The following is a 22,003-nucleotide window of genomic DNA, read 5'->3' on the forward strand; positions in this document are numbered from 1 at the left end:
GATTAAAATCAAGAATATAGTAAAACCTATCGGTTTGATTTAAATCTTTATTCTGAAAATGTGATCAATGTAATAATTTTGCTATTTTTAATTTGTAAATTTACGAGTAGAATAGTCAATTGAAACTTGAACATAAAATACTGCAATGAGGTTTTTGCGGTTGCTCAAAGTTTATTGGGGTGGTTACTTGCTTTTAAGTGATCGGTTTTCAGATTTGTATATATACAAAAGAGGTTTGAGATGTTAGACGTTGTTGAACTCTCACGTTTGCAGTTCGCATTAACTGCACTCTATCACTTCTTATTTGTACCGCTTACATTGGGTCTTTCTTTTGTCCTTGTGGTAATGGAAACCCTTTATGTAACAACAGGTAAAGAAGTCTATAAAGATATGACAAAATTCTGGGGTAAGTTATTCGGTATTAACTTTGCCCTTGGGGTTACGACAGGGATTACAATGGAATTCCAATTCGGAACAAACTGGTCATATTATTCTCACTATGTAGGTGATATTTTCGGTGCACCGTTAGCTATTGAAGGCTTAATGGCGTTCTTCTTAGAATCTACATTTATCGGTCTTTTCTTCTTTGGTTGGGATCGCCTATCCAAAGGAAAACACCTTTTGGCGACCTATGCGGTGGCTTTCGGTTCTAACTTCTCAGCATTGTGGATTTTGGTGGCAAACGGTTGGATGCAAAATCCGGTCGGTTCAGAATTTAATTTTGAAACAATGCGTATGGAGATGGTGAGCTTCTCCGAATTAGTCTTAAATCCGGTTACGCAGTCTAAATTTATGCATACCGTATCGGCAGGTTACACTTGCGGGGCGATTTTTGTATTAGGTATCAGTGCTTACTATATCTTGAAAGGTCGTGATTTAGGCTTTGCCCGCCGTTCTTTCTCTGTTGGCGCGAGCTTTGGTTTAATGGCAATTATTTCCGTTTTGCTGATGGGTGATGAATCCGGTTATGAAATCGGAAAAGCACAGCCGGTTAAGCTAGCGGCGATGGAAGGGGAATTTGAAACTCACCCTGCACCGGCGGCGTGGAATGCGTTTGTTATTCCGAATACGGCGGAAATGAAAAATGAAGTGGCAATCGCTGTGCCTTATGCGGCAGGGATTATCGCAACCCGCTCTTTTGATAAGGAAATTAAAGGTCTGAAAGATTTGCGTGCCGAGAACGAACAGCGTGTGCGTAACGGTATGGTTGCTTATGCTTTACTCGAAAAATTACGTTCAGGTAACTATACAGCCGAAGAAAAAGAAGCCTTTAAACTGGTGCAGCCTGATCTTGGTTTCGGTTTATTACTTAAACCTTATACCGATAAAGTGATTGACGCAACAGAAGAACAAATTAAACAAGCGGCGGCGGATACGATCCCGAATGTAGGGCCGACTTTCTGGTCATTCCGTATTATGATGGCTGCGGGCGGCTTGATGCTTCTGTTAATTATTGCTGCATTTGTGCAAAATATGCGTGGCACAGTGGGAACAAAACCGCTCTTGCTTAAAGCATTACTTTGGGGTATTCCGTTGCCGTGGATTGCGATTGAAAGCGGTTGGTTCTTAGCCGAGTACGGTCGTCAGCCTTGGGCGATTTACAATGTATTGCCGACAGGAGTGGCTAACTCGTCATTGACCGTGGCAGATCTGTGGATCTCAATCGGCTTACTCTGCGGTTTATATACTTTATTCTTAGTGGTAGAAATGTATTTGATGTTCAAATACGGTCGTTTAGGCCCAAGTGCATTAAAAACAGGTCGCTACCATTTCGAGCAATCTGCGAAATAAGTAGGAGTTAAAAATGTTAGATTATGAAGTTCTACGCTTTATTTGGTGGATTTTAATCGGCGTGTTATTGATTGGCTTTGCGATTACAGACGGTTTTGATATGGGCGTATTAAACCTACTGCCTGTCGTGGGTAAAAGCAATGTTGAACGCCGTGTAATGATCAATGCGATTGCGCCTCACTGGGACGGTAACCAAGTATGGTTATTAACCGCAGGCGGTGCGATCTTTGCGGCGTGGCCGACCGTGTATGCCACATCATTCTCCGGCTTCTATCTTGCAATGGTATTGGTATTAGCGGCGTTATTCTTCCGTCCGGTCGGTTTTGAATACCGTGCTAAAATTGATGACCAAAAATGGCGTAATGCTTGGGATTGGGGCTTGTTTGTCGGCGGATTTGTGCCATCGTTAATCTTCGGTGTGGCGTTCGGTAATTTATTGCAGGGCGTACCGTTCCACTTTAACGAACTCAACCAAGTAACCTATGAAGGCTCAACCATTTGGAAATTATTAGGTTTATTAAACCCGTTTGCTATCTTATGCGGTGTGGTGAGCTTAATGATGTTGACCACTCAAGGCGCAACTTGGTTACAAATGAAAACGACCGGCGAGCTTCTTGCTCGTGTGAGAGGTGTTGCTCAAGTTACGGCATTAGCGACCTTAGTCGCGTTCTTAGTTGCAGGTGCTTGGTTATATTTCAAAGACGGTTTCGTGCTTACCAGTCAGTTGGATCACAATGCACAGTCCACCTTAGTCAATAAAACCGTTGAGTTACAGCAAGGGGCTTGGTTCAATAACTTCTTAGCTGCACCGGTATTATTTATCATTCCAGGTATTGCGGTTCTTGGTGCGCTAGTAACGGTTGCCGCCTCAAAAGCGGATCGTTCAGGCTTTGCATTCTTCGGTTCATCGTTAATGCAGGCTGGGGTGATTTTAACTGCCGGCGTGTCAATGTTCCCGTTCGTAATGCCTTCTATTCATTCACCGAATATGAGCTTAACAATGTGGGATGCAACTGCAAGCCATAACACATTAACCGTAATGTTAATTGTTGCCTGTATCTTTGTACCGCTTGTATTAGCTTATACGACTTGGAGTTACTTCAAAATGTATGGTCGCCTTGATGCAAAATACATTGAAGATAACACTGCAAGCCTATATTAAGGAGTGCCATTATGTTTTACGTTACTTGGGTATTGGGTATCCTGCTTGCCATTTTATTTGCGACCGTTGTAACCGTCAGCATTGAAAAAACAGGCAAATTTGACGAGTAAGTATGCTTAACTCATTCTATCAATTTACAAGAAAGGGCTGGCTAAAAGCCCTTTCTTTTATCCTCGCCGGTGCGATGTTTATTGCGATTTTAGGCAATTCCTCCGCCTTCGCTCAATTATTTGGCGGACATATTCCCTATTTGGCAATCGTGGTATTTTACGGAATGGCGATTTTATGGATTCACGGCATTGGCTTTGAAATTAGATCTGCGGTTTGGAAGCTGATTTTTCTGCCGATACTGGGCTATGCCATTGTTGTGCCAGCCTTAAGTCGGGGATATGAAATAAACAAGCGGTCGGATTTGTGAATTTTTTGACGAAACAGACCGCTTGCTTGTTTAATTGCTCCAAAATCCTATCTGGCAAATTTTGTACAATTCCGTTTATAAAAAACTTGCACAACATTTTCACTCTCTTTAGAATAGCGATAATTTTCGCCTAGTTTTTAGGCTTTTTTCATTTTGGAAAAGCGATTGGCTATGCAACATTTTTTCCCTATTCGTGTCTATTATGAAGATACGGACGCAGGCGGTGTCGTATATCACGCCCGCTACTTGCACTTTTTTGAACGCGCGAGAACAGAGTGGCTACGAGATCTTGGCTTTTCTCAGCAGCATCTTTTAGCGCAATCTATTGCCTTTGTGGTTAAAACGATGAAGATTGATTACAAAACGCCCGCACGGCTTGATGATCAGCTCACCGTTGCAACGCAAGTGCAAGCAATTAAAGGGGCAAGGATTATTTTTCAACAGCGATTGCTGAAAGCGGACTGTTGCCTTTGTGAAGCAGAGGTTGTAGTGGCGAGTGTTAATCTGGTTAAAATGAAGCCGATCAGCATACCGGAATCTATTAAACAGGCTCTGGCACAGGCAAATTAATTTTTATTGGAGTTTATCAATGGCAACTGAATTTAATTTAGTTTCATTATTTTGGGAAGCAAGTATCGTGGTTAAGATCGTGATTATGATCTTAATTGCCTTTTCCGTACTCTCTTGGGCGGTGATTATTCAACGCAGTAATGTGCTGAATAAAGCTAAGAAAGCCTCGCTTGCATTTGAAGATCGTTTTTGGTCGGGGGAAGATTTACACCGTTTGCACGATGGTTTGGAAAACCGCCGAGATGCATTAAGCGGTGCGGAGCAAATTTTTTATGTCGGCTTTAAAGAATTTAACCGCTTACAGCAAGTCAATCCCGATTCGCCAGAGGCAACGATCAAAGGCACAAGCCGCGCAATGAACCTCGCTTTAAATCGAGAGGTCGAAGGATTGGAAAACTACATTCCGTTTTTGGCAACGGTCGGCTCAATCAGCCCTTATATCGGTTTATTCGGCACAGTTTGGGGGATTATGCACTCCTTTATGGGATTAAGTGCGGTAAAACAGGCAACACTCCAATCAGTTGCCCCCGGTATTGCGGAAGCCTTAATTGCCACGGCGATTGGTTTATTTGCCGCTATTCCGGCAGTAATGGCATATAACCGCTTAAATTTACGTTTGGCGAAGCTTGAACAGAGCTATGTGAATTTCATTGATGAATTTACCAGCATTTTGCATCGCCAAGCATTTGCTAAAAAATAGTTGCAAAGTTTTAGTGAGATCTTACCGCTTGTAAGATTCCAATGAGAAAAGATAAGAGGACATTATGTCTTACCGCCGTAAACGTAACGACATTAAATCTGAAATTAATATTGTGCCGTTTCTTGACGTGCTATTAGTGCTATTGCTGATTTTTATGGCAACCGCTCCGATTATCAGCCAAAGCGTTGAGGTTGAACTGCCGGAAGAACGTCATAGCCAATCGGTATCTAACGAAGATAAAACCCCTGTCATTTTAGAAATTGCCGGTGTCGATCAGTACAAATTGAAAATTGACGGCAATTACGTACAGGTAAATCAGCAGGAAATGTTATCGGAACAAGATGTTGTAGGCTATGCCGCCGAGGCTTTCCAAAAAGATAATAATACGCTCTTTTTAGTTGCCGGCGATAAAGGCGTGGCTTATCAAGAGATTATGAAAGGTATTTCGCTGCTTAAAGATGCCGGAATTAAGTCGGTCGGCTTAATGACGGAAGGAAAATAATCGTCAAGGATAATGTGTGAAAGCTCAAAATGATAGATTAGAGATTGCCGTTATTTCTTCTATTCTGTTGCATTTATTGCTGATTGGTCTGTTTTTGTTAGGTTCATTTTTCACAAAAACAGCAATGCAAAGTGCCGGCGGGAGCGGCGGTGAAACGGAAAGTTTTGAAGCCGTGATGGTCGATACCGGTCAAGTTGCAGCGGAATATGGCAAGGTTAAAGCCGAAACCGAGAAAAAATCACCGGAAAAACCGCAAAAGCAGCCGCAAGATGAACCTGAGGTCGATCTTGCGCGCCAAAATGAAGCATTGGCAGCGCAAAAAGCGATTCAGCTTGCCCAACAACAGAAATTGGCGCAAGAACAGCGGTTAAAAGAGGCGCAACGTCAGCAAGAATTGGCGCGTCAGGCGCAAATAAAACAAGCGGAATTGCAGAAAAAGCAGGAAGAAGCGGCTCAAAAAAAATTGGCAGAAGCCACTCGCCTGAAAGCCGAAGCGGAGGCAAAACGTTTAGATGCTTTGGCAAAACAGGCTGAAGAAAAACGCAAGGCAGATGAGGCTGAAAAACAGCGCAAACTAGACGAACAGAAAAAGCTAAAAGCGGAACAAGAGGCAAGAGCAAAACAGGAAAAAGCTGAGAAAGAGGCGAAAGAAAAAGCTGAAAGAGAGGCAAAAGCGAAAGCAGAAAAAGAGGCGAAGCTAAAAGCCGAACAAGCAGCAAAAGAAAAAGCGGAAAGAGAAGCTAAAGCGAAGGCGGAAAAAGAAGCGAAAGAAAAAGCTGAGCGAGAAGCCAAAGCGAAAGCAGAAAAAGACGCTAAACTGAAAGCCGAAAAGGAAGCGAAGCTCAAAGCGGAGAAAGAGGCTAAGGCAAAAGCAGATAAAGAGGCTAAAGCGAGAGAAGCAGCAAGAGCATTGGATTTATTGGAAGGCGGCGGTAGCCAAGGCAGCAACCGTAATTCCGGTGCGCAAGGCTCCGGCGGTACAACGGGAGCGGGTAAAGGCGCGAATGTTGATGGTTCGGCATACGGTCAACGGATTAAGAAATTAATACAATCGAAATATCGAACAGATCCGAGTTTTGCAGGAATGCGGTGTGAAGTAAAAATTTTCTTAGAGCGGGACGGAACTATCCGTAACTATCAAGTTATTAAAGGTGATAAAGTAGTTTGTGATGCGGCAGTGAGTGCAGTGGTTGCGACTCGAAAAGTACCTGCTGCGCCATCTGACGCAGTTTATGGGCAATATAAATCGCCAACATTGGAATTTAGCTTAAAAGTTAAATAATCCCAAATATGAGGTTTAATATGAAATTAATTTCTCGTTTTACGAGTATGCTTGGTGTGATTGGATTATTTATGTCAGGATTGGCAAGTGCGGATTCTGACGTTCGTATTTCAATTGATGAGGGAGTCAGTATAGCACAACCTATCGCTATTGTGCCATTTAAAGCTAATGGCGGCGTGCCTGCTGATGTTGCTCAAATTATCTCAGATGACTTGCGTAATAGCGGCAAATTCTCACCGATTCCGCGCAGTAATTTGCCGGCACAACCAGGTTCGGCTGCGGAAATTATGCCGGATCAATGGAGTGCCTTAGGTGCGGATAATGTCGTTGTCGGGCAAGTATCCTCTACTGGTGGTAGTTATAATGTTGCTTATCAGTTGATTGATGTGTTGGGGACTTCAGGAGCTGCCGGTAACGTGATTGCACAGGGGGCATTTAATGTGCCTGCCGCTCAAATCCGCCAAGGCGCACATACGGTGAGCGATCAAGTTTTTGAAAAATTAACCCAAATTCGAGGTGCTTTCAGAACAAAAATTGCTTATGTTGTGCAGCGTGGGGTGTCTTCTTACGAATTGCGTGTGTCCGATTATGACGGTTTTAATGCGTTTACCGTTGTGAAAAGCAAAGAGCCGTTAATGTCGCCGGAATGGTCGCCGGACGGTTCAAAATTAGCTTATGTTACCTTTGAAAATAAAAAATCACAGGTGGTTGTACACGATCTACGTTCAGGTGCTCGTAAAGTAGTCGGTTCGTTGAAAGGGCATAACGGTGCGCCTGCATTCTCGCCGGACGGTTCTCGCATTGCTTTTGCCTCAAACCAAGACGGCTTATTGAATATCTATATCACTGGCGTGGGGGGCGGTACGCCAAGACAGCTGACCAGTGGGGCAGGAAATAATACCGAACCGAGTTGGTCGCCGGATGGCGGTTCTATTCTGTTTACGTCTGATCGCAGCGGCTCACCGCAGGTTTACCGAATGAGTGCGGCAGGCGGCGGTGCGAGTTTAATCGGCGGGAGCGGGAGCGGTAAGATTTCCGCAGACGGCAAGAATTTAATCATGGTCTCAGGGGATAAAATTGTAAAACGTGATTTGGCTTCCGGTAGCACTGAAGTGATCAGTTCGACATTTTTAGATGAAAGCCCAAGTATTTCACCAAATGGGACAATGGTTATTTATAGCTCTACCAAAGGGGTGAGCAAAGTGCTACAATTGGTGTCCGCAGATGGCCGTTTTAAAGCTAATTTGCCGGGAGCAGGCGGACAATATAAATTCCCTGCTTGGTCACCTTATTTGACTAAACAATAATTCTTCTTGGAGAAACACAATGAAAAAACTAGCTAAAGTTTTAATGATTGCGGCACCAGCTTTCGTTTTAGCAGCTTGCAGCAGCTCAAACGACAACGCAAGTGCAAATGCTAATACAGCAGGCGCAGCGGATAACGGTCAAACATTTGGCGGCTTATCTGTGCAAGATTTACAAACTCGTTACAACACTGTGTATTTCGGTTTTGACCGTTATACTGTTGATGGCGAATACCAACAACTTTTAGATGCTCACGCAGCATACCTCACTGCATCACAAGGTAAAGTAACCGTTGCCGGTCATGCAGACGAACGCGGTACACCTGAGTACAACATCGCTTTAGGTCAACGTCGTGCAGACGCAGTGAAAAACTACTTAGCGGCTAAAGGTGCGAACAATGTTGCTACCGTATCTTACGGTGAAGAAAAACCGGCAGTATTAGGTCATACTGAAGCGGATTACCAAAAAAACCGCCGTGCAGTATTAGAGTACTAATTTAGTCTTGTTTATCAGCATAAAGCCTCGAGATCTCTCGGGGCTTTCTTTTTAACTTTACAGATAAAATCGTAATTTCTTAATTATTTTTTCGCTATTCTTCGTTAAAATAGTGGCTGTTTTATAGGGAGCTGAAAGGAGCAATAATGCAGTTTATCGGTAAAATTATCGGTTTTTTTATAGGTTATAAATTTTTTGGTGGATTTTTTGGCGGACTGTTAGGGGCATTTATCGGGCATTGGGGCGATAAAAAACTCTATGAGTTGGGCAGTGTGTCTTCATCGATATTTGGCAAAAATTTAACCCGTCAATCTCTGTTTATGCAAACGACTTTTGCAGTGATGGGGCATTTGGCTAAATCAAAAGGGCGGGTAACGGAAGAAGATATTCAGCTTGCCCGTCAGCTAATGGTTCGTTTAAACCTCGATGAAGCCAATAAAACCCTTGCACAAAAAGCGTTTACATTAGGAAAAGATGCCGATTTTCCACTCCGCCAAGTAATCCAAGAATTTCGGGAAGCCTGCGGTCAGCGCCGTGATTTATTACGCTTTTTCGTGGAGGTGCAAATACAGGCAGCATTGCAAGATGGCAATTTAGATCCGGCAGAACAGCGGATTTTATTTACCCTTGCGGAAACGCTTGGCATATCCCGTATTCAGTTTGAACAGATGATCGCAATGATTGCGGCGGCGCAACGTTTTCGTTCCGGACATTATCAGCAACAAGGCTCGTATCGACAGCAAGAACAGCATCACTATCAACAGCGTAGCGGCCCGACCTTAGAAGATGCGTTCAATGTATTAGGGGTTAGCTCAGACGCTGATCAAAATACGGTGAAACGTGCCTATCGCAAATTGATGAATGAACATCACCCGGATAAATTAGTGGCGAAAGGCTTACCGCCGGAAATGATGGAAGTGGCAAAAGAGAAAGCGCAGCAAATTCAAGCCGCTTACGATTTAATTTGTAAAGCAAAAGGGTGGAAATAATGGAGCGACGTTCTCATATCATTCCACTTTTTTTACTGATCGTGATTAGCTTGATTGCGGTGTGGTCGGGGCTAAACCCAACGGATCGGGCAGTGTGGTATGCGGAAGTGATCCCGATTTTCGTCGTGTTGGGTCTGCTTGTGTTCACCTATACACGATTTCAATTTAGCGGCTTGGCATATTTTTTAATGTCATTGTGGATGATAATGCACTTTATCGGCGCAAAATATACCTTTGCGAATGTCCCTTTTGAATGGATAAACGGCTACGTTACTCCCTTTTTAGGTGAAGATCGCAACCATTTTGACCGTATTGCTCATTTTATTATTGGCTTTTACAGTTTCCCAATGGCAGAATGGCTGCTGCGTAAGCGTAAATGCGGCTTAGGCGTAGCGTTTTTCTTCTCGCTCTTTTTTATTATGTCGGTAGCGGCGGCGTATGAAATCATTGAATGGCAATATGCCGTTATTGAGGGTGGCAATGCAGGAATTGAGTTTTTAGGTTCGCAAGGCGATATTTGGGACGCACAAAAAGATATGCTGGCGGATACCCTTGGGGCGATTACGGCGTTATTTATCTATCTGATTGCCCGTCCGGATTTACGTTTGCGGGATTACTATTAACAAGCGGTCGGTTAGAGAGAAAATGTTGCAAACTCGTGTTATTCTTGCGCCGATGCAAGGGGTGCTTGATCCCTTTGTCCGTCAATTATTAACCGCCGTGAATGAGTATGATCTCTGCATCTCGGAATTTGTGCGGGTGGTCGATCAAACATTGCCGAAGAAAACCTTTTACCGCCTTTGCCCTGAATTACATCATCAGGGCTTTACCCCGTCCGGCACGCCTGTGCGGGTACAGCTTTTAGGGCAACACCCGCAGTGGCTGGCTGAAAATGCGGCATTAGCGATTGAACTTGGCTCGCACGGGGTCGATTTGAACTGCGGCTGCCCGTCTAAAACGGTAAACGGTAGCCACGGCGGTGCAGCGTTGCTCAAGCAACCGGAGCTGATCTATCAAGCGACCCAAGCTATCCGCCAAGCCGTGCCGAGAACGCAAGCGGTTTCGGTTAAAGTCCGTTTAGGTTGGGATTCTGCTGAACACTGTTTTGAAATTGCCGATGCCGTGCAACAAGGCGGCGCAGCCGAGATAACGGTACACGGTCGCACAAAGTCGGACGGCTACCGAGCTGAACGGGTCAACTGGCAGGCAATCGGCGATATTGCCAAGCGGCTGACTATTCCAGTGATTGCCAACGGTGAAATTTGGGATTTTGCCTCGGCAGAAAAATGCCAAAAACTGACCGCTTGTCAGGCGTTGATGGTTGGTAGAGGGGCATTGACCGTGCCAAATCTTAGTCGAGTGATCAAATATAATACCGAAAAAATGGTGTGGCACGGCGTGTTGCAACTGCTGGCTTGGTATGTACAAATGGAAAATCAGCACGATACGGGCTTTTATCACGTTGCTCGCATTAAGCAATGGCTACGGTTTTTGGATAAAAGCTACCCGCAAGCGATTGAATTATTTGATATATTGAAAACGGAGCACGGCTACGAGGGGTTAAAAGAACATATTATGCAAGCGGTAGGAGCAGAGAATGGATAAACGCATCTTTGAAGAACAAGCGGCTGCACAAGCGTCTGATTTTCAGCCGAAACGGGAGTTTAGCGAAGCGGACATTTCGCCGGATATTGAGCTTTCCGCTGATGATACAGCCGCATTTCAAGAAGAAAATAGCAAACCGACCCGCTTCTGGATTCGCCTATTATTAGGTATGTTGGTGCTATTGGGCGTGGCGGTGATTGCCCAATCGGTACAATGGTTGGTGGAAACTTGGCAGCAGCGTCAGTGGATCGCTTTTTTGTTTGCTTGTGTATTTTGTGTGATAAGCCTTGCGGGCATTGGTGCGATCGTGAATGAGTGGCGAAAATTGGTGCGGTTGAGAAAACATTATTATGATCAACAAGCCAGCCGACAATTTTTAGTCGAAAAGCCGACGGCAAGCGGTGAGACGGCAGCCCAATTTTGCAATCAAATTGCGGCAAAACTGACGTACAATCCGACTATTCAACATTCGGTCGCCCGTTGGCAAACGGAGCTGGACGAGGCGTATAACGCTCAAGAGGTACTGTTTCTATTTAATCAAAATGTGCTGAATCCGATTGATGAGCAGGTGAAAAAATGGATCAGCAAAAATGCGGCGGAAAACGCATTATTGGTGGCGGTCAGCCCGTTAGCCGTGGTTGATGTGTTGATGGTGGCGTGGCGTAATATTGCACTTATCAACCGAATTAGTCGCGCTTACGGTATGGAGCTTGGCTACCTTAGCCGGTTAAAATTGTTTAAAATGGTGCTGAAAAATATGGTGTTTGCCGGCGTCAGTGAAATGGCAACGGATCTGGGAATGACCTTTTTTTCACAAAATTTAACCGCACAAATTTCAATGCGGGCGGCGCAGGGTGTGGCAGTCGGGCTACTGACGGCTCGCTTAGGCATTAAAGCGATGGCATTTTGTCGCCCGATTTCGTTTCGGGATAATGAACAACCGTCGCTTTCGGCGGTCAGAAAAGAGCTGCTAGGGGTGGTAAAAACCACATTGTTTAGCAAAACAGAGGAAAATGTTCAGTACGAACAGCGTTAATCTCAATCAAAAGAGGAGTTAAAATGAAAAAGTGGATCGTGATTATTCTGATTGCGGTGGTGGCGGTTTTCGGCGGTATCACGCTTAAAAACAGCTATAATGACTTGGTGAAAGCGGAAGAAGACATCAATTCCGTTTGGGCGAATGTGGAGTCGGCTTATCAACGCCGGGCGGATTTAATCCCGAATTTAGTCAATGCGGTGAAAGGGCAAGCGAATTTTGAAAAAGAGACACTGACGAATGTGGTTGAAGCACGGGCTAAAGCTACTCAAACCAAAATTGATCCGAGCAATGCCACCGAAGAGCAGATGGCACAGTTCCAACAGGCACAACAGGGCTTAAATTCTGCCCTTTCCCGTTTATTAGTGAGCGTGGAAAAATATCCGGAGCTAAAAGCGCACGAAGGATTTTTAAACCTTCAAGCCCAGCTGGAAGGCACGGAAAACCGCATCAATGTAGAACGCAACAATTTTAACGGTGCAGTGAAAGAGTACAACAAACAGGTTCGCCAATTCCCGACCAAACTGGCTGCAATGATCTTCGGTTTTAAAGCTAAACCGCAATTTAAAGCGGAAGTCGGATCGGAAAAAGCACCGGTTGTTAATTTTAACTAATCAATAAGCGGTCTGTTTAGCCCCGTTATTTGCAAAAAGAGGGCGCAAACAGACCGCTTGCAACGATAGGTACTCGCAATGGGATTATTCTCATTATTTCAACGCAAATTGCCCCTTGATACCGCTCAAATTGAGGCGGCGATTGCCGATTTGGAGCGGCATACGTCTGCCGAGCTGAGAGTGGTGGTGGAACGCAAAGCCAAGGGGCAACCGCCGGCTCGTTGCTGCCCGACCCATAAATCCGCCGAGTTTATGCAACAGGTGGATAGTCAGCCTTGCGGGGTTGAGCCTTGTACACCTGCCGAGCAGCGTGCCGAAAGATTATTTGACGAATTAAAAATGGCGGAAACGGTAGCCCGCAACGGCGTGTTGATTTATCTCTGCTTCAAACCGCACTATATTGCGGTAATCGGTGATCAAGGCATTCACGAGAAAGTCGGTCAAGAATTTTGGCAATCGGTCTATCAGATAATGCGGGAACATTGTCGGCAGGGCAATTTTACGCAGGGAATTTGTGCGGCGATAGCCGAAATTAAAACGCAGTTGGCAGCCCATTTTCCAATTCAGCCGAATGATGTTAATGAATTACCGAATGAGGTGATTGTGAAATGATCAAATACGTCCTCAAACCGTTTTTGTGGCTGGCAATTTTATTGGTGAGTTTGAGTGCAATGGCAAATTATCCGCCATCGCCCAAGCCGTTTCGCTATGTGTCCGATTATACCCAAACCCTCTCGCCACAGGATTTGACAACCCTCGAAAATGCGTTAGCCGACTATGGACGCAAGACCAGTTCGCAAATTGCGGTGGTGATTGTGCCGTCTACGCAGGGAGAGGAGATTTCCCATTATAGCCATACGCTTTTTAATTTATGGGGGATTGGGCGAGCCAAGCAAAATAACGGCATATTATTGCTGGTGGCGAAAGATGATCGGAAATTGTTTATTGCCACAGGTCGAGGGTTAGAAGGCGCATTGCTCGATGCTATTGCCTCGTCCATTATCCGTAATGAGATTACCCCGTACTTTAAGCAGAATTTATATGCACAGGGGATTGCTAAAGGGCTGTCTGCGATTATTGCCGCCACACAAGGCGAGTATGCGCCTGCGGTTGAAGCTGAACAAGGCACTGAATTTGACGGTATTGAAATCTTTATTATTGCTGCAGTGATTATCTTCTTCCTGTTCAATGTGTTTGGACGAGGCAGTGGAATTTACATCAGCCCAAGCCAAGCGGATCGTATTATCCGCACCACCGATTCCATACGCCGAAACGGTGGCTTTGGGCGGAGCGGATTTGGTAGCGGCGGAGGCTATGGCAGTGGCAGTGGCAGTAGTGGCGGTTTCGGTGGCGGTAACACTGGCGGAGGGGGGGCTGGCGGTAGCTGGTAATCTATGGTCTTTTAAATAAAAAACCTAAGCACTCTCTTAGGTTTTTTGTCGGTTATTTCGTGCCGAAAATTTTATCACCGGCATCGCCTAAGCCGGGAATGATATAGCCGTTTTCGTTTAAGTGGCTATCAATGGAAGCGGTGTAAAGCTCAATATCTGGATGGGCTTTCTCAAGGGCTTTAATGCCTTCCGGTGCGGCTACTAACACCAACACTTTAATTTGCTTACAACCGGCTTTTTTCAATAAATCAATCGTTGCAATCATTGAACCGCCTGTTGCTAGCATTGGATCAGTGATAATTGCCAAGCGTTCTTGCACATCGTTCGCCAGTTTGGCAAAGTAGGGTACGGGTTCAAGGGTTTCTTCGTTGCGGTAGATACCGACAACGCTGATTCTGGCACTAGGAATATGTTCGAGTACGCCGTCCATCATACCTAAGCCGGCACGCAAAATCGGTACAACCGTTACTTTTTTCCCTTTGATCCGCTCAACTTCGACTGCACCGTTCCAACCTTCAATCGTTACTTTTTCCATTTCTAAATCTGCGGTGGCTTCGTAGGTGAGTAAGCTGCCGACCTCGTTGGCAAGATCACGGAAATCTTTGGTGCTAATATCACCGGCACGCATTAAACCGATTTTATGCTTAATTAGCGGGTGCTTTACTTCAACAATTTTCATCGGGGTCTCCTCAATATCAATAAAAGTGAGTTATTTTAACAGAAATCAGGCTGTCGGGTTTAATTCAGATCAGCTAACAATGCCCAAAATGCTTGAATGATTGGCTCTTGCAACCTACGTTGTTGAACGCAGATACCTAATTCGAAGGCGTGAGCAGATAATGGCAGATTGAGATAGCTAATTTGGTTTTTCACAGGGCTGTGTTGTACCACTACATCGGGCAGCAATGCCACGCCACAGCCTAGAGCGACCATCGGTACGATCGCCTCGTGCCCTTCCACCATAGCATAAATTTTGGGGTGTTTGATTTTTTGCAATTTAAGCCAGTGATCGATCCGCTTACGGGCGGGGCCGTCCACGGGCAGAATAAAGGGAACATTCTGCCAATCAATCGGTTTCTGCTGCAATAGCTGGCTTGCTGGACAGGCAATGCGAGGGGCTATCATTGACAGCGTAATATCGTCAATATAATGGAAGGCGATATTAGGCGGCAGGTTCTCCGGTTTACCGGTGAGGGAGAGATCGGCAGTGAGAGATTGCACATTGTGTAGTGCTTTGGCGGGATCGCCCGTGCTTAACTGAATGTCAATCTTAGGGTAACGCTGGCGAAATTTGGATAAAATCTGCGGTAAGTGGCTATATGAGGCGGTAACGGAGCAGAATAATTTAAGCTCGCCCTCTAAATCAGCCTGTTGTACAGACAGTTTACGCTGAATTTGTTGCCAGCTTGCCCAAGTTTGCTGCGCGAAAGGCAAGAATTGTTGCCCTGCTTCAGTGAGTATCACTTGGCGATTATCCCGCAGAAAAAGCGGCTGCCCGACTTCTTGCTCCATTCGTTGAATATGGCGGGAAAGTGCTGACGCACTCAAATGATTTTTTTCCGCCGTACGAATAAAACTTTGAGTTTGGCTAATATCTAAAAAGAGCTTTAGGCTTTGGAGTTCCATTGTATGCTGTAGCCATTTATATCAGCTCTTTATCTAATTTTGTTGAATAGAGCTGCAAGTAGTATAGTAACCACTTTATTCCATCTGAAATTATGAAATGCTCAGTTAAATTTGGGTTATGAGTTTTAGGCGTTAATATCCTATGGTGTGGAATATCCTTAGGTAATAAAGGCTCCCATATGTCTAAATTAGGTCGAGCATCAGCGAAGAAACTTAGTAAAGGTTTATTAAAAGCACAGGCTATATGTAATGCACCTCCATCTACGGCGATGACTAAATTTGAGCTTTTAGTTAAGGAAAAAAATTCAACTAAGGTTGTTTCTTTTGAATATTTAATGTTTAAGTTAGGACATAGTTTAATTAAATTATGGTAGTAACTTTTTGAAGTGATAGTATAACTTAGTACGTATTCTATTTTATTAGAAATACTATGTATGGTTGAGCTATTTAATAGGTTAGCCAATTCTATTTCTGGTATTTGTCTCTTACTGCCTTGCGGACATAATAAAACTCTTACTTTATTATCAGTCCAATAATATTTATCATAATAAAAATCTAATATTTTATTAGTATGTAAAATACTATGGGGTTCTTGTAAATTATATTTCTGATTAAAAACACTATTTTTTAAATAATTGCCTAGTTTTTCTGTTTCTTTTTGTTTAAAATGAAAATTGTAACTATCTATACTATCTGTATTATAGTGCTTTTTATATCTTTTCATAAAAATTACATTGTACTTAGGCATAATAATTCTATCCATCAATAGAGATGAAGAATTGAAGTTATTTTCGAAATCAAGTAGAAGATCCCACTTTTTAAACTGTAAAAAATAGTTAATTAATTTTCTATTTATAATAATATCTACTAGCTTTGAATTCTTAAATATTATTTCATTAGATTTTTTTGTTATCACTCCAATTTTTGCATTTGGGAAAATTTGCTTAAGCTGGGAAATATGTGCTGTATGAATAACTGCATCTCCTATGGCTTCACCTATAGGTCGAATTAGAATAGAATTAATATCGTTGAATGGAAATTCTTTTTCATTCTTCTTTATTTTCTTTTCCAGCAATAATATAAAAAATTTCTTTAAAAGACTCATTAAACTTTAAGAGAAAAGATGGCTATAGAGAGTGATTGTAAAAAACCTCCATACAAGGAGGTTTTGAATGAAAATTATTTTGTGCTTGGAATGCTGAAGCGTTTGTTGAAGCGTTCAACACGACCGCCGGTATCAACAACACGTTGTTTACCTGTATAGAATGGGTGGCAGTTACCGCACACATCAAGGTTTAAATCTTTACCGACTGTTGAACGGGTTTTAATCACATTACCGCAAGAACAGGTTGCTGTAATTTCTTTATATTCTGGGTGAATACCTTGTTTCATTATAGAAAACCTCATTTAGAAGCCATATCGCCATCAGAGCATCTATTTCGTCTGACACCATATGTATTGATAAAATGCTAGGTGATCCTAGCGCCATAAAGGTTGCGTATTCTAGGTTAAATTCAGGGGAAATTCAAGATCTTTAACCGTCAATTTCTTCGCCGGTTTCGTCCCATTTGAAGTTTAACGCAACCGAGTTAAGACAAAAACGCAGACCTGTCGGCGGAGGACCGTCTTGGAAAACGTGTCCCATATGGGCATCGCAGTTGCCGCAGCGGATTTCGACCCTGTGTCGCCCAAGGCTGTAATCATCTAAATAGCGGAGCGAATCTTCCGAAATTGTTTCGTAAAAACTTGGCCAACCGCAACCGGCATCAAATTTGGTATCGGAACGAAAGAGCGAATTATGGCATCTGACACAACGGTATGTACCAATGCGATCTTCATTGAGGAATTTACCGCTAAAGGGTTTTTCCGTACCGCTATTGAGGCAGATGTCAATCTGTTCCTCGGTGAGTTCGTTTATATCCTTAATCATTTTAGTCCTGTTGGTTTGCAGAGTAATGATTGGGTATTCTATCCTTTTCTGACCGCTTCGGAGAAGGTTTTTTCAAAAATTTGACATAGATCACATAAAACTTATCTGCTATATTTGCTGGTGTTCTTTACAGTTGTCAGAAAAGGGAAAGATTATGCTATAATCGGGCTAGCTTTCCGATAAGATGGAAGGACGAATTTTGTTTAACTTTAAATATAGGTAGAAAATCTATGGCAATTAAAATTGGTATTAACGGCTTTGGTCGTATCGGTCGTATCGTATTCCGTGCAGCACAAAAACGTGATGATATCGAAGTTGTGGGTATCAACGACTTAATCGACGTTGACTATATGGCATATATGCTGAAATATGACTCAACTCACGGTCGTTTCGATGGTACTGTTGAAGTTAAAGACGGCAAATTAGTGGTAAACGGCAAAGAAATCCGTGTTACCTCTGAGCGTGATCCGGCAAACTTAAAATGGGACGAAATCGGTGTGGATATTGCCGTTGAAGCGACCGGTTTATTCCTTGATGATGCGACTGCGCGTAAACACATCACCGCAGGGGCGAAAAAAGTGGTATTAACCGGCCCGTCTAAAGACAACACCCCAATGTTTGTAAACGGTGTGAACTTTGACCAGTATGCAGGACAAGATATTGTATCTAATGCATCTTGCACAACAAACTGTTTAGCGCCGTTAGCCAAAGTTATTCACGAAAAATTCGGTATTAAAGAAGGTTTAATGACCACAGTTCACGCGACAACTGCAACGCAAAAAACCGTTGACGGTCCTTCAGCGAAAGACTGGCGTGGCGGTCGTGGTGCATCACAAAACATCATTCCATCTTCAACCGGTGCAGCAAAAGCCGTTGGTAAAGTATTACCGGCATTAAACGGTAAATTAACCGGTATGGCGTTCCGTGTGCCGACAGCAAACGTCTCTGTTGTTGATTTAACTGTTAACTTAGAAAAACCGGCAACTTACGCTGAAATCTGTGCAGAAATCAAACGCGCATCTGAAAACGAAATGAAAGGCGTGTTAGGTTATACTGAAGATGCGGTTGTTTCAACAGACTTTAACGGTGCAGTAGAAACTTCTGTATTTGATGCCGCAGCAGGTATCGCATTAACCGATACTTTCGTTAAATTAGTCTCTTGGTACGATAACGAAACCGGTTACTCAAACAAAGTACTAGACTTAGTCGCATTAGTTCATAACTACAAAGGCTAATCTAACCTAACGCAAAAAACGCACCTGAGGGTGCGTTTTTTTATGGGTAAGCGTTGATCGGTCAAGCAGAGCTATTTTATGTTTCTGACTATATGGGCAATATTACGCTTAGTCTAGGGACAGCTTGCTGACGCTTCGTCCTAATGTTTTAGACAGATCACTAAAATAGCCTTCTTTGATAAAAAATCGTCGTATCCGACCGCGTGCTATCTAAGCTGAAGGCATATCGTCTGTTGCGTGCGGATTTTTGGTGATAAACATCGCGTCGCCATAGCTGAAAAAGCGATAATGATGATCGACCGCGTGCCGATAGGCTTGCATACAATGGCGATAGCCGGCGAACGCAGACACCAACATAATCAGCGTAGATTCGGGCAAATGGAAATTGGTAATCAACGCATCAATCACCCGAAAGGTTTTGCCCGGATATAAGAAGATGCTCGTATCCGAGTAGAACGGTGCAATGAGCTTTCCTTGCTTTTCCGCCTGCTGTGCTGCACTCTCAATCGAGCGGACAGAGGTTGTCCCGACACAAATCACCCGTTTACCGGCAGCTTTGGTTGCTAAGATTTGATCGACCACCGCTTGCGATACTTCGGCATATTCTGCGTGCATTTTGTGATCTTCAATGGTTTCGACCCTCACCGGCTGGAACGTGCCTGCGCCAACGTGTAGGGTAACAAAGGCGGTCTTAATGCCTTTTGCGTTTAGTTGCGTCAATAACGTGGTGTCGAAATGTAAGCCGGCGGTCGGGGCGGCAACCGCACCGGGAATTTGATTATAGACGGTTTGGTAGCGCTCTTGATCGGCTTCTTCATCGGGGCGGTCAATATAAGGCGGCAACGGCATATGACCGGCTTGCTGAAGTTGGTCGAGCAGCGGTATTTCGCCTTCAAATTTCAGCTCAAAGAGCGCATCGTGGCGGGCAAGCATCACTGCTTTTAAGCCGTTGCCTTCGCCCAATTTATCTTCGCCTAAGATGATTTCAGCATCAACTTTGGGTGATTTTGACGAACGGATATGCGCTAAACAACGGTTGTCGTCCAATATCCGTTCAACCAGCACCTCAAGTTTACCGCCACTGGTTTTTCGACCGTATAGGCGGGCAGGAATTACCCGTGTGTTATTAAAAATCAACAGATCGCCAGCGTTTAAATGTGAAAGCAGATCAGGGAATTGCTGATCGTGAAATTCCCCCGTTTCGCCATTGAGATAAAGTAATCGGCTGTTGGTACGTTCAGGGGTGGGATAACGGGCAATGCGCTCATCGGGTAAATCAAAATGAAAGTCTGCTACACGCACAAAAATTCCTTATTCTCTAAAAAGTTAGTAAATTTATCGGCAAATCCGACCGCTTGCAAGTGGAAAACATCAGGGACGTGCTCGGCTTCTGTCCCACAAATCCGCATATTTGACGAAAGTGGAATGCGCAGAAAGCACGGCGAGTAAAAAGCCCTGTTTGCCGTCTAAAAAACCGGCTTTGAGCAGGTACATTTTGACAAAGCAGCCAAGTGCGTGGCTCGCCCCTTGCCAAAGTGTTGCGGTTTTGCCGGCATTGGCGCGTTGCTCTGCCCACGCTTTTGCATAGCCGGCGGATTTGACCAAATAGTGATGAATATTTTTATAGGTGAAATGGTGCAGATCGCCGCGTAAGGTTTTCACGTTACTATTGGGCGGATAATGCACTTTTTCGTGCACCAATTCATCGCCGTAACGGGCGTAATCGGTACGGTAAAGGCGCACCACATAGTCGGGATACCAACCGGAATGGCGGATTTGCCGCCCAAAGACTTCACTTAAACGGGCAAGACGATAAACCGTGTTCGGTTCGTCATTTTTAACCGCTTGTTGAATGGCGTGTGCCAGTTCGGGCGTAACCCGCTCATCAGCGTCCAGCCATAAAACATAGTCGGACAAAACATATTGCTGGGCGAGTTGGCGTTGTTTGCCAAAGCCTTGCCAATCGGTATGGGTAAACCATTTTGCGCCGTAGCGTTCAGCAATTTTCTGCGTATCATCTTGGCTGCCGCTGTCTAAAATCACGATTTCGTCCGCCCAATCTTTGACGCTTTCTAAACATTGAGCGAGATCTTGGGCTTCGTTTTTAACGATCATTGCAACGCTGAGTGTCGGCATAATTGTTCCTTTCACAAAAAAATGGTCGCCATTTTAGCACAATTCTTCCTTTAAAAATCGGCGTGTTTATGCTATTTTGGCGACCGTTTTTTATTTTGAAAGGCAAGATCAATGTCCATTACATTAACTACAAAACAGAAACAATATTTGAAAGGATTGGCACACCATTTAAGTCCGGTCGTGATGCTGGGCGGCAACGGTTTAACAGAAGGTGTGTTGGCAGAAATTGACAATGCCCTCGATCACCACGAATTGATTAAAGTAAAAATTGCCGGTGCGGATCGGGAGATGAAACAGTTGATTATTGATGCGATTGTGCGGGAAACCAAAGCAACGGCGGTGCAAACGATCGGGCATATTTTGGTGCTTTATCGCCAAAGTGAAGAGAAGAAAATCAGCCTACCGAAAGCGACAAAATCCGTTTAAGGTTGCAAAAAATTGAGCTAAACAGACCGCTTGTTGTCGCAAGCGGTTTTTTATAGGGGAAAATTGTGTTTCAAAAATTAACCTTTTATACGCTGTTGATGGTGATCATTCCGGTGATGGCGTGGCTGACCGGCTGGCAATGGTCGGGGGATGAAAATGTGATCGGCATTCTGGACTATCCGCTCTACTGGCTGACGGAAACCGGCTCCGTGCCTTATGCAATCATCACCTGTGTGTTACTGATGCTATGGTTGATGTACTTAACCCGCCAACGCTACTCTTGGCTATTGGTAGGGGCGATTTGTGCCGGCTCGGTGATTGGCACGCAGGCGATAAAAACAGTGGCGAAGCATACCTTTGCCGAGCCCCGCCCTTACGTCGTAGCGATGATGGGTGAGCAAACGGAACAGTTCTACGAATTAAGCCGACAAGCACGGGGCGAATTAGTGGCGGCTCACTATCAAGGCTCGCCTTATCCGCTGATTGCCAAACACCGTGAAAATGAAACGGGCTATTCTTTCCCGTCCGGTCATACTATTTTTTCAGTGTCTTGGCTGTTGGTTTTTGCCGGTTTATTGGCGGGCTTAACAGGACAAGCGGTCGTTTTCGCCAAAATTTTTGCCATTTCGTGGTCGGCTTTGATGTTGATCAGCCGCTTACGGCTGGGAATGCACTATCCTATCGATCTGTTTATCAGCACTCTGATTGCGTGGGCTTTTCATTTAGTGCTGTTTATCTGGCTTGTTCCCTATTTAGAAAATTGGACTTTATTTAGAAAGCGAGGCTAACA

General features: G+C 44.2%; 27 protein-coding genes. 20 read left to right on the top strand and 7 right to left on the bottom strand.

Features of this window, described 5'->3' with window-relative positions:
- The first annotated feature begins 240 nt into the window (after positions 1–240).
- The 17 genes from E4T80_RS03205 to E4T80_RS03285 all read left to right on the top strand — a co-directional run bounded on the left by E4T80_RS03205 (position 241) and on the right by E4T80_RS03285 (position 13,860).
- Positions 241–1,791 (top strand): cytochrome ubiquinol oxidase subunit I, encoded by a 1,551-nt coding sequence (locus tag E4T80_RS03205; protein ID WP_047976988.1) that lies wholly within the window; start codon positions 241–243, stop codon positions 1,789–1,791.
- Positions 1,792–1,804: 13 nt separating this feature from the next.
- On the top strand, positions 1,805–2,953 hold the full coding sequence (cydB, locus tag E4T80_RS03210) for a cytochrome d ubiquinol oxidase subunit II (protein WP_135054897.1): 1,149 nt from the start codon (positions 1,805–1,807) through the stop codon (positions 2,951–2,953).
- Positions 2,954–2,964: 11 nt separating this feature from the next.
- Entirely contained in the window at positions 2,965–3,063 is a 99-nt protein-coding gene (locus E4T80_RS03215) for a CydX/CbdX family cytochrome bd oxidase small subunit (protein ID WP_084724261.1), read from the top strand.
- A gap of 2 nt (positions 3,064–3,065) precedes the next feature.
- On the top strand, positions 3,066–3,371 hold the full coding sequence (gene ybgE, locus E4T80_RS03220) for a cyd operon protein YbgE (RefSeq protein ID WP_135054899.1): 306 nt from the start codon (positions 3,066–3,068) through the stop codon (positions 3,369–3,371).
- 171 nt (positions 3,372–3,542) lie between these two features.
- The gene (ybgC, locus tag E4T80_RS03225; protein ID WP_135054901.1) at positions 3,543–3,941 is read left to right on the top strand and encodes a tol-pal system-associated acyl-CoA thioesterase; all 399 of its coding nucleotides are present in this window, start codon (positions 3,543–3,545) and stop codon (positions 3,939–3,941) included.
- Between the two features lie 19 nt (positions 3,942–3,960).
- A complete protein-coding gene (gene tolQ / locus E4T80_RS03230) occupies positions 3,961–4,641 on the top strand; it encodes a protein TolQ (protein ID WP_135054903.1) in 681 nt (226 codons plus the stop codon).
- A gap of 64 nt (positions 4,642–4,705) precedes the next feature.
- Entirely contained in the window at positions 4,706–5,143 is a 438-nt protein-coding gene (gene tolR / locus E4T80_RS03235) for a colicin uptake protein TolR (protein WP_135054905.1), read from the top strand.
- A gap of 16 nt (positions 5,144–5,159) precedes the next feature.
- The gene (tolA, locus tag E4T80_RS03240) at positions 5,160–6,425 is read left to right on the top strand and encodes a cell envelope integrity protein TolA (RefSeq protein ID WP_135054907.1); all 1,266 of its coding nucleotides are present in this window, start codon (positions 5,160–5,162) and stop codon (positions 6,423–6,425) included.
- Positions 6,426–6,445: 20 nt separating this feature from the next.
- On the top strand, positions 6,446–7,732 hold the full coding sequence (gene tolB, locus E4T80_RS03245; RefSeq protein ID WP_135054909.1) for a Tol-Pal system beta propeller repeat protein TolB: 1,287 nt from the start codon (positions 6,446–6,448) through the stop codon (positions 7,730–7,732).
- Between the two features lie 19 nt (positions 7,733–7,751).
- Positions 7,752–8,225: a peptidoglycan-associated lipoprotein Pal gene (gene pal, locus E4T80_RS03250; RefSeq protein WP_047976996.1), complete on the top strand. Its 474-nt coding sequence runs from the start codon at positions 7,752–7,754 to the stop codon at positions 8,223–8,225.
- A gap of 146 nt (positions 8,226–8,371) precedes the next feature.
- Positions 8,372–9,214 carry a co-chaperone DjlA gene (gene djlA / locus E4T80_RS03255; RefSeq protein WP_135054911.1) on the top strand — a complete coding sequence of 281 codons (843 nt, stop codon included), beginning with the start codon at positions 8,372–8,374 and terminating at the stop codon, positions 9,212–9,214.
- Positions 9,214–9,837 carry a DUF2238 domain-containing protein gene (locus tag E4T80_RS03260; protein WP_135054913.1) on the top strand — a complete coding sequence of 208 codons (624 nt, stop codon included), beginning with the start codon at positions 9,214–9,216 and terminating at the stop codon, positions 9,835–9,837. The genes djlA and E4T80_RS03260 overlap by 1 nt, the downstream gene beginning before the upstream one ends.
- 22 nt (positions 9,838–9,859) lie before the next feature.
- Positions 9,860–10,819, top strand: coding sequence for a tRNA dihydrouridine(16) synthase DusC (gene dusC / locus E4T80_RS03265; RefSeq protein ID WP_135054915.1), 960 nt, complete (start codon positions 9,860–9,862; stop codon positions 10,817–10,819).
- Entirely contained in the window at positions 10,812–11,855 is a 1,044-nt protein-coding gene (locus E4T80_RS03270; RefSeq protein WP_135054917.1) for a YcjF family protein, read from the top strand. Before dusC ends, E4T80_RS03270 begins: the two co-directional genes overlap by 8 nt.
- A 23-nt stretch (positions 11,856–11,878) precedes the next feature.
- A complete protein-coding gene (locus tag E4T80_RS03275) occupies positions 11,879–12,469 on the top strand; it encodes a LemA family protein (RefSeq protein WP_135054919.1) in 591 nt (196 codons plus the stop codon).
- Positions 12,470–12,547: 78 nt separating this feature from the next.
- A complete protein-coding gene (locus E4T80_RS03280; RefSeq protein ID WP_135054921.1) occupies positions 12,548–13,081 on the top strand; it encodes a TPM domain-containing protein in 534 nt (177 codons plus the stop codon).
- Positions 13,078–13,860: a TPM domain-containing protein gene (locus E4T80_RS03285; RefSeq protein ID WP_135054923.1), complete on the top strand. Its 783-nt coding sequence runs from the start codon at positions 13,078–13,080 to the stop codon at positions 13,858–13,860. Before E4T80_RS03280 ends, E4T80_RS03285 begins: the two co-directional genes overlap by 4 nt.
- Positions 13,861–13,912: 52 nt before the next feature.
- Here E4T80_RS03285 and upp read toward each other — a convergent pair whose 3' ends face one another.
- The 5 genes from upp to msrB all read right to left on the bottom strand — a co-directional run bounded on the left by upp (position 13,913) and on the right by msrB (position 17,416).
- Positions 13,913–14,539: a uracil phosphoribosyltransferase gene (upp, locus tag E4T80_RS03290; RefSeq protein ID WP_047977004.1), complete on the bottom strand. Its 627-nt coding sequence runs from the start codon at positions 14,537–14,539 to the stop codon at positions 13,913–13,915.
- Positions 14,540–14,598: 59 nt separating this feature from the next.
- Positions 14,599–15,486: an HTH-type transcriptional activator IlvY gene (ilvY, locus tag E4T80_RS03295; protein ID WP_135054925.1), complete on the bottom strand. Its 888-nt coding sequence runs from the start codon at positions 15,484–15,486 to the stop codon at positions 14,599–14,601.
- Between the two features lie 16 nt (positions 15,487–15,502).
- Positions 15,503–16,591, bottom strand: a complete 1,089-nt coding sequence (locus E4T80_RS03300; protein ID WP_135054927.1) for a glycosyltransferase family 9 protein — start codon at positions 16,589–16,591, stop codon at positions 15,503–15,505.
- Between the two features lie 74 nt (positions 16,592–16,665).
- Positions 16,666–16,878: a 50S ribosomal protein L31 gene (gene rpmE / locus E4T80_RS03305; protein ID WP_047977007.1), complete on the bottom strand. Its 213-nt coding sequence runs from the start codon at positions 16,876–16,878 to the stop codon at positions 16,666–16,668.
- Between the two features lie 142 nt (positions 16,879–17,020).
- Positions 17,021–17,416 (bottom strand): peptide-methionine (R)-S-oxide reductase MsrB, encoded by a 396-nt coding sequence (gene msrB / locus E4T80_RS03310; RefSeq protein ID WP_135054929.1) that lies wholly within the window; start codon positions 17,414–17,416, stop codon positions 17,021–17,023.
- A 230-nt stretch (positions 17,417–17,646) separates the two neighbouring features.
- On the opposite strand from msrB, the gene gap reads away from it, so the two are divergent.
- Positions 17,647–18,651 (top strand): type I glyceraldehyde-3-phosphate dehydrogenase, encoded by a 1,005-nt coding sequence (gene gap / locus E4T80_RS03315; RefSeq protein WP_047977009.1) that lies wholly within the window; start codon positions 17,647–17,649, stop codon positions 18,649–18,651.
- Between the two features lie 210 nt (positions 18,652–18,861).
- Here gap and queA read toward each other — a convergent pair whose 3' ends face one another.
- Together queA and E4T80_RS03325 are read right to left on the bottom strand one after the other, a co-directional pair.
- Complete coding sequence (gene queA, locus E4T80_RS03320; protein WP_135054931.1) at positions 18,862–19,953, bottom strand: tRNA preQ1(34) S-adenosylmethionine ribosyltransferase-isomerase QueA; 1,092 nt, start codon at positions 19,951–19,953, stop codon at positions 18,862–18,864.
- Between the two features lie 69 nt (positions 19,954–20,022).
- Positions 20,023–20,787: a glycosyltransferase family 2 protein gene (locus E4T80_RS03325; RefSeq protein ID WP_135054933.1), complete on the bottom strand. Its 765-nt coding sequence runs from the start codon at positions 20,785–20,787 to the stop codon at positions 20,023–20,025.
- Between the two features lie 111 nt (positions 20,788–20,898).
- Between E4T80_RS03325 and yhbY the strand changes: the two genes are divergently transcribed.
- Together yhbY and E4T80_RS03335 are read left to right on the top strand one after the other, a co-directional pair.
- Positions 20,899–21,213 carry a ribosome assembly RNA-binding protein YhbY gene (gene yhbY, locus E4T80_RS03330; RefSeq protein WP_084724262.1) on the top strand — a complete coding sequence of 105 codons (315 nt, stop codon included), beginning with the start codon at positions 20,899–20,901 and terminating at the stop codon, positions 21,211–21,213.
- 65 nt (positions 21,214–21,278) lie between these two features.
- Entirely contained in the window at positions 21,279–22,001 is a 723-nt protein-coding gene (locus tag E4T80_RS03335) for a phosphatase PAP2 family protein (protein WP_135054935.1), read from the top strand.
- The last annotated feature ends 2 nt before the right edge of the window (positions 22,002–22,003 follow it).

Source organism: Muribacter muris, from assembly GCF_004569585.1.
GTDB classification, from domain to species: domain Bacteria; phylum Pseudomonadota; class Gammaproteobacteria; order Enterobacterales; family Pasteurellaceae; genus Muribacter; species Muribacter muris.

Excerpts from the sequence above, each read along its gene's own strand:
- E4T80_RS03325 (WP_135054933.1), bottom strand. The coding sequence starts at position 20,787 with ATGCCGACACTCAGCGTTGCAATGATCGTTAAAAACGAAGCCCAAGAT.
- cydB (WP_135054897.1), top strand. The coding sequence starts at position 1,805 with ATGTTAGATTATGAAGTTCTACGCTTTATTTGGTGGATTTTAATCGGC.
- yhbY (WP_084724262.1), top strand. The coding sequence starts at position 20,899 with ATGTCCATTACATTAACTACAAAACAGAAACAATATTTGAAAGGATTG.
- E4T80_RS03260 (WP_135054913.1), top strand. The coding sequence starts at position 9,214 with ATGGAGCGACGTTCTCATATCATTCCACTTTTTTTACTGATCGTGATT.
- upp (WP_047977004.1), bottom strand. The coding sequence starts at position 14,539 with ATGAAAATTGTTGAAGTAAAGCACCCGCTAATTAAGCATAAAATCGGT.
- ybgE (WP_135054899.1), top strand. The coding sequence starts at position 3,066 with ATGCTTAACTCATTCTATCAATTTACAAGAAAGGGCTGGCTAAAAGCC.
- E4T80_RS03215 (WP_084724261.1), top strand. The coding sequence starts at position 2,965 with ATGTTTTACGTTACTTGGGTATTGGGTATCCTGCTTGCCATTTTATTT.
- tolB (WP_135054909.1), top strand. The coding sequence starts at position 6,446 with ATGAAATTAATTTCTCGTTTTACGAGTATGCTTGGTGTGATTGGATTA.
- tolQ (WP_135054903.1), top strand. The coding sequence starts at position 3,961 with ATGGCAACTGAATTTAATTTAGTTTCATTATTTTGGGAAGCAAGTATC.
- tolR (WP_135054905.1), top strand. The coding sequence starts at position 4,706 with ATGTCTTACCGCCGTAAACGTAACGACATTAAATCTGAAATTAATATT.
- E4T80_RS03300 (WP_135054927.1), bottom strand. The coding sequence starts at position 16,591 with ATGAGTCTTTTAAAGAAATTTTTTATATTATTGCTGGAAAAGAAAATA.
- ybgC (WP_135054901.1), top strand. The coding sequence starts at position 3,543 with ATGCAACATTTTTTCCCTATTCGTGTCTATTATGAAGATACGGACGCA.
- E4T80_RS03270 (WP_135054917.1), top strand. The coding sequence starts at position 10,812 with ATGGATAAACGCATCTTTGAAGAACAAGCGGCTGCACAAGCGTCTGAT.
- E4T80_RS03285 (WP_135054923.1), top strand. The coding sequence starts at position 13,078 with ATGATCAAATACGTCCTCAAACCGTTTTTGTGGCTGGCAATTTTATTG.
- ilvY (WP_135054925.1), bottom strand. The coding sequence starts at position 15,486 with ATGGAACTCCAAAGCCTAAAGCTCTTTTTAGATATTAGCCAAACTCAA.
- gap (WP_047977009.1), top strand. The coding sequence starts at position 17,647 with ATGGCAATTAAAATTGGTATTAACGGCTTTGGTCGTATCGGTCGTATC.
- rpmE (WP_047977007.1), bottom strand. The coding sequence starts at position 16,878 with ATGAAACAAGGTATTCACCCAGAATATAAAGAAATTACAGCAACCTGT.
- E4T80_RS03275 (WP_135054919.1), top strand. The coding sequence starts at position 11,879 with ATGAAAAAGTGGATCGTGATTATTCTGATTGCGGTGGTGGCGGTTTTC.
- djlA (WP_135054911.1), top strand. The coding sequence starts at position 8,372 with ATGCAGTTTATCGGTAAAATTATCGGTTTTTTTATAGGTTATAAATTT.
- dusC (WP_135054915.1), top strand. The coding sequence starts at position 9,860 with ATGTTGCAAACTCGTGTTATTCTTGCGCCGATGCAAGGGGTGCTTGAT.
- pal (WP_047976996.1), top strand. The coding sequence starts at position 7,752 with ATGAAAAAACTAGCTAAAGTTTTAATGATTGCGGCACCAGCTTTCGTT.
- msrB (WP_135054929.1), bottom strand. The coding sequence starts at position 17,416 with ATGATTAAGGATATAAACGAACTCACCGAGGAACAGATTGACATCTGC.
- E4T80_RS03280 (WP_135054921.1), top strand. The coding sequence starts at position 12,548 with ATGGGATTATTCTCATTATTTCAACGCAAATTGCCCCTTGATACCGCT.
- E4T80_RS03205 (WP_047976988.1), top strand. The coding sequence starts at position 241 with ATGTTAGACGTTGTTGAACTCTCACGTTTGCAGTTCGCATTAACTGCA.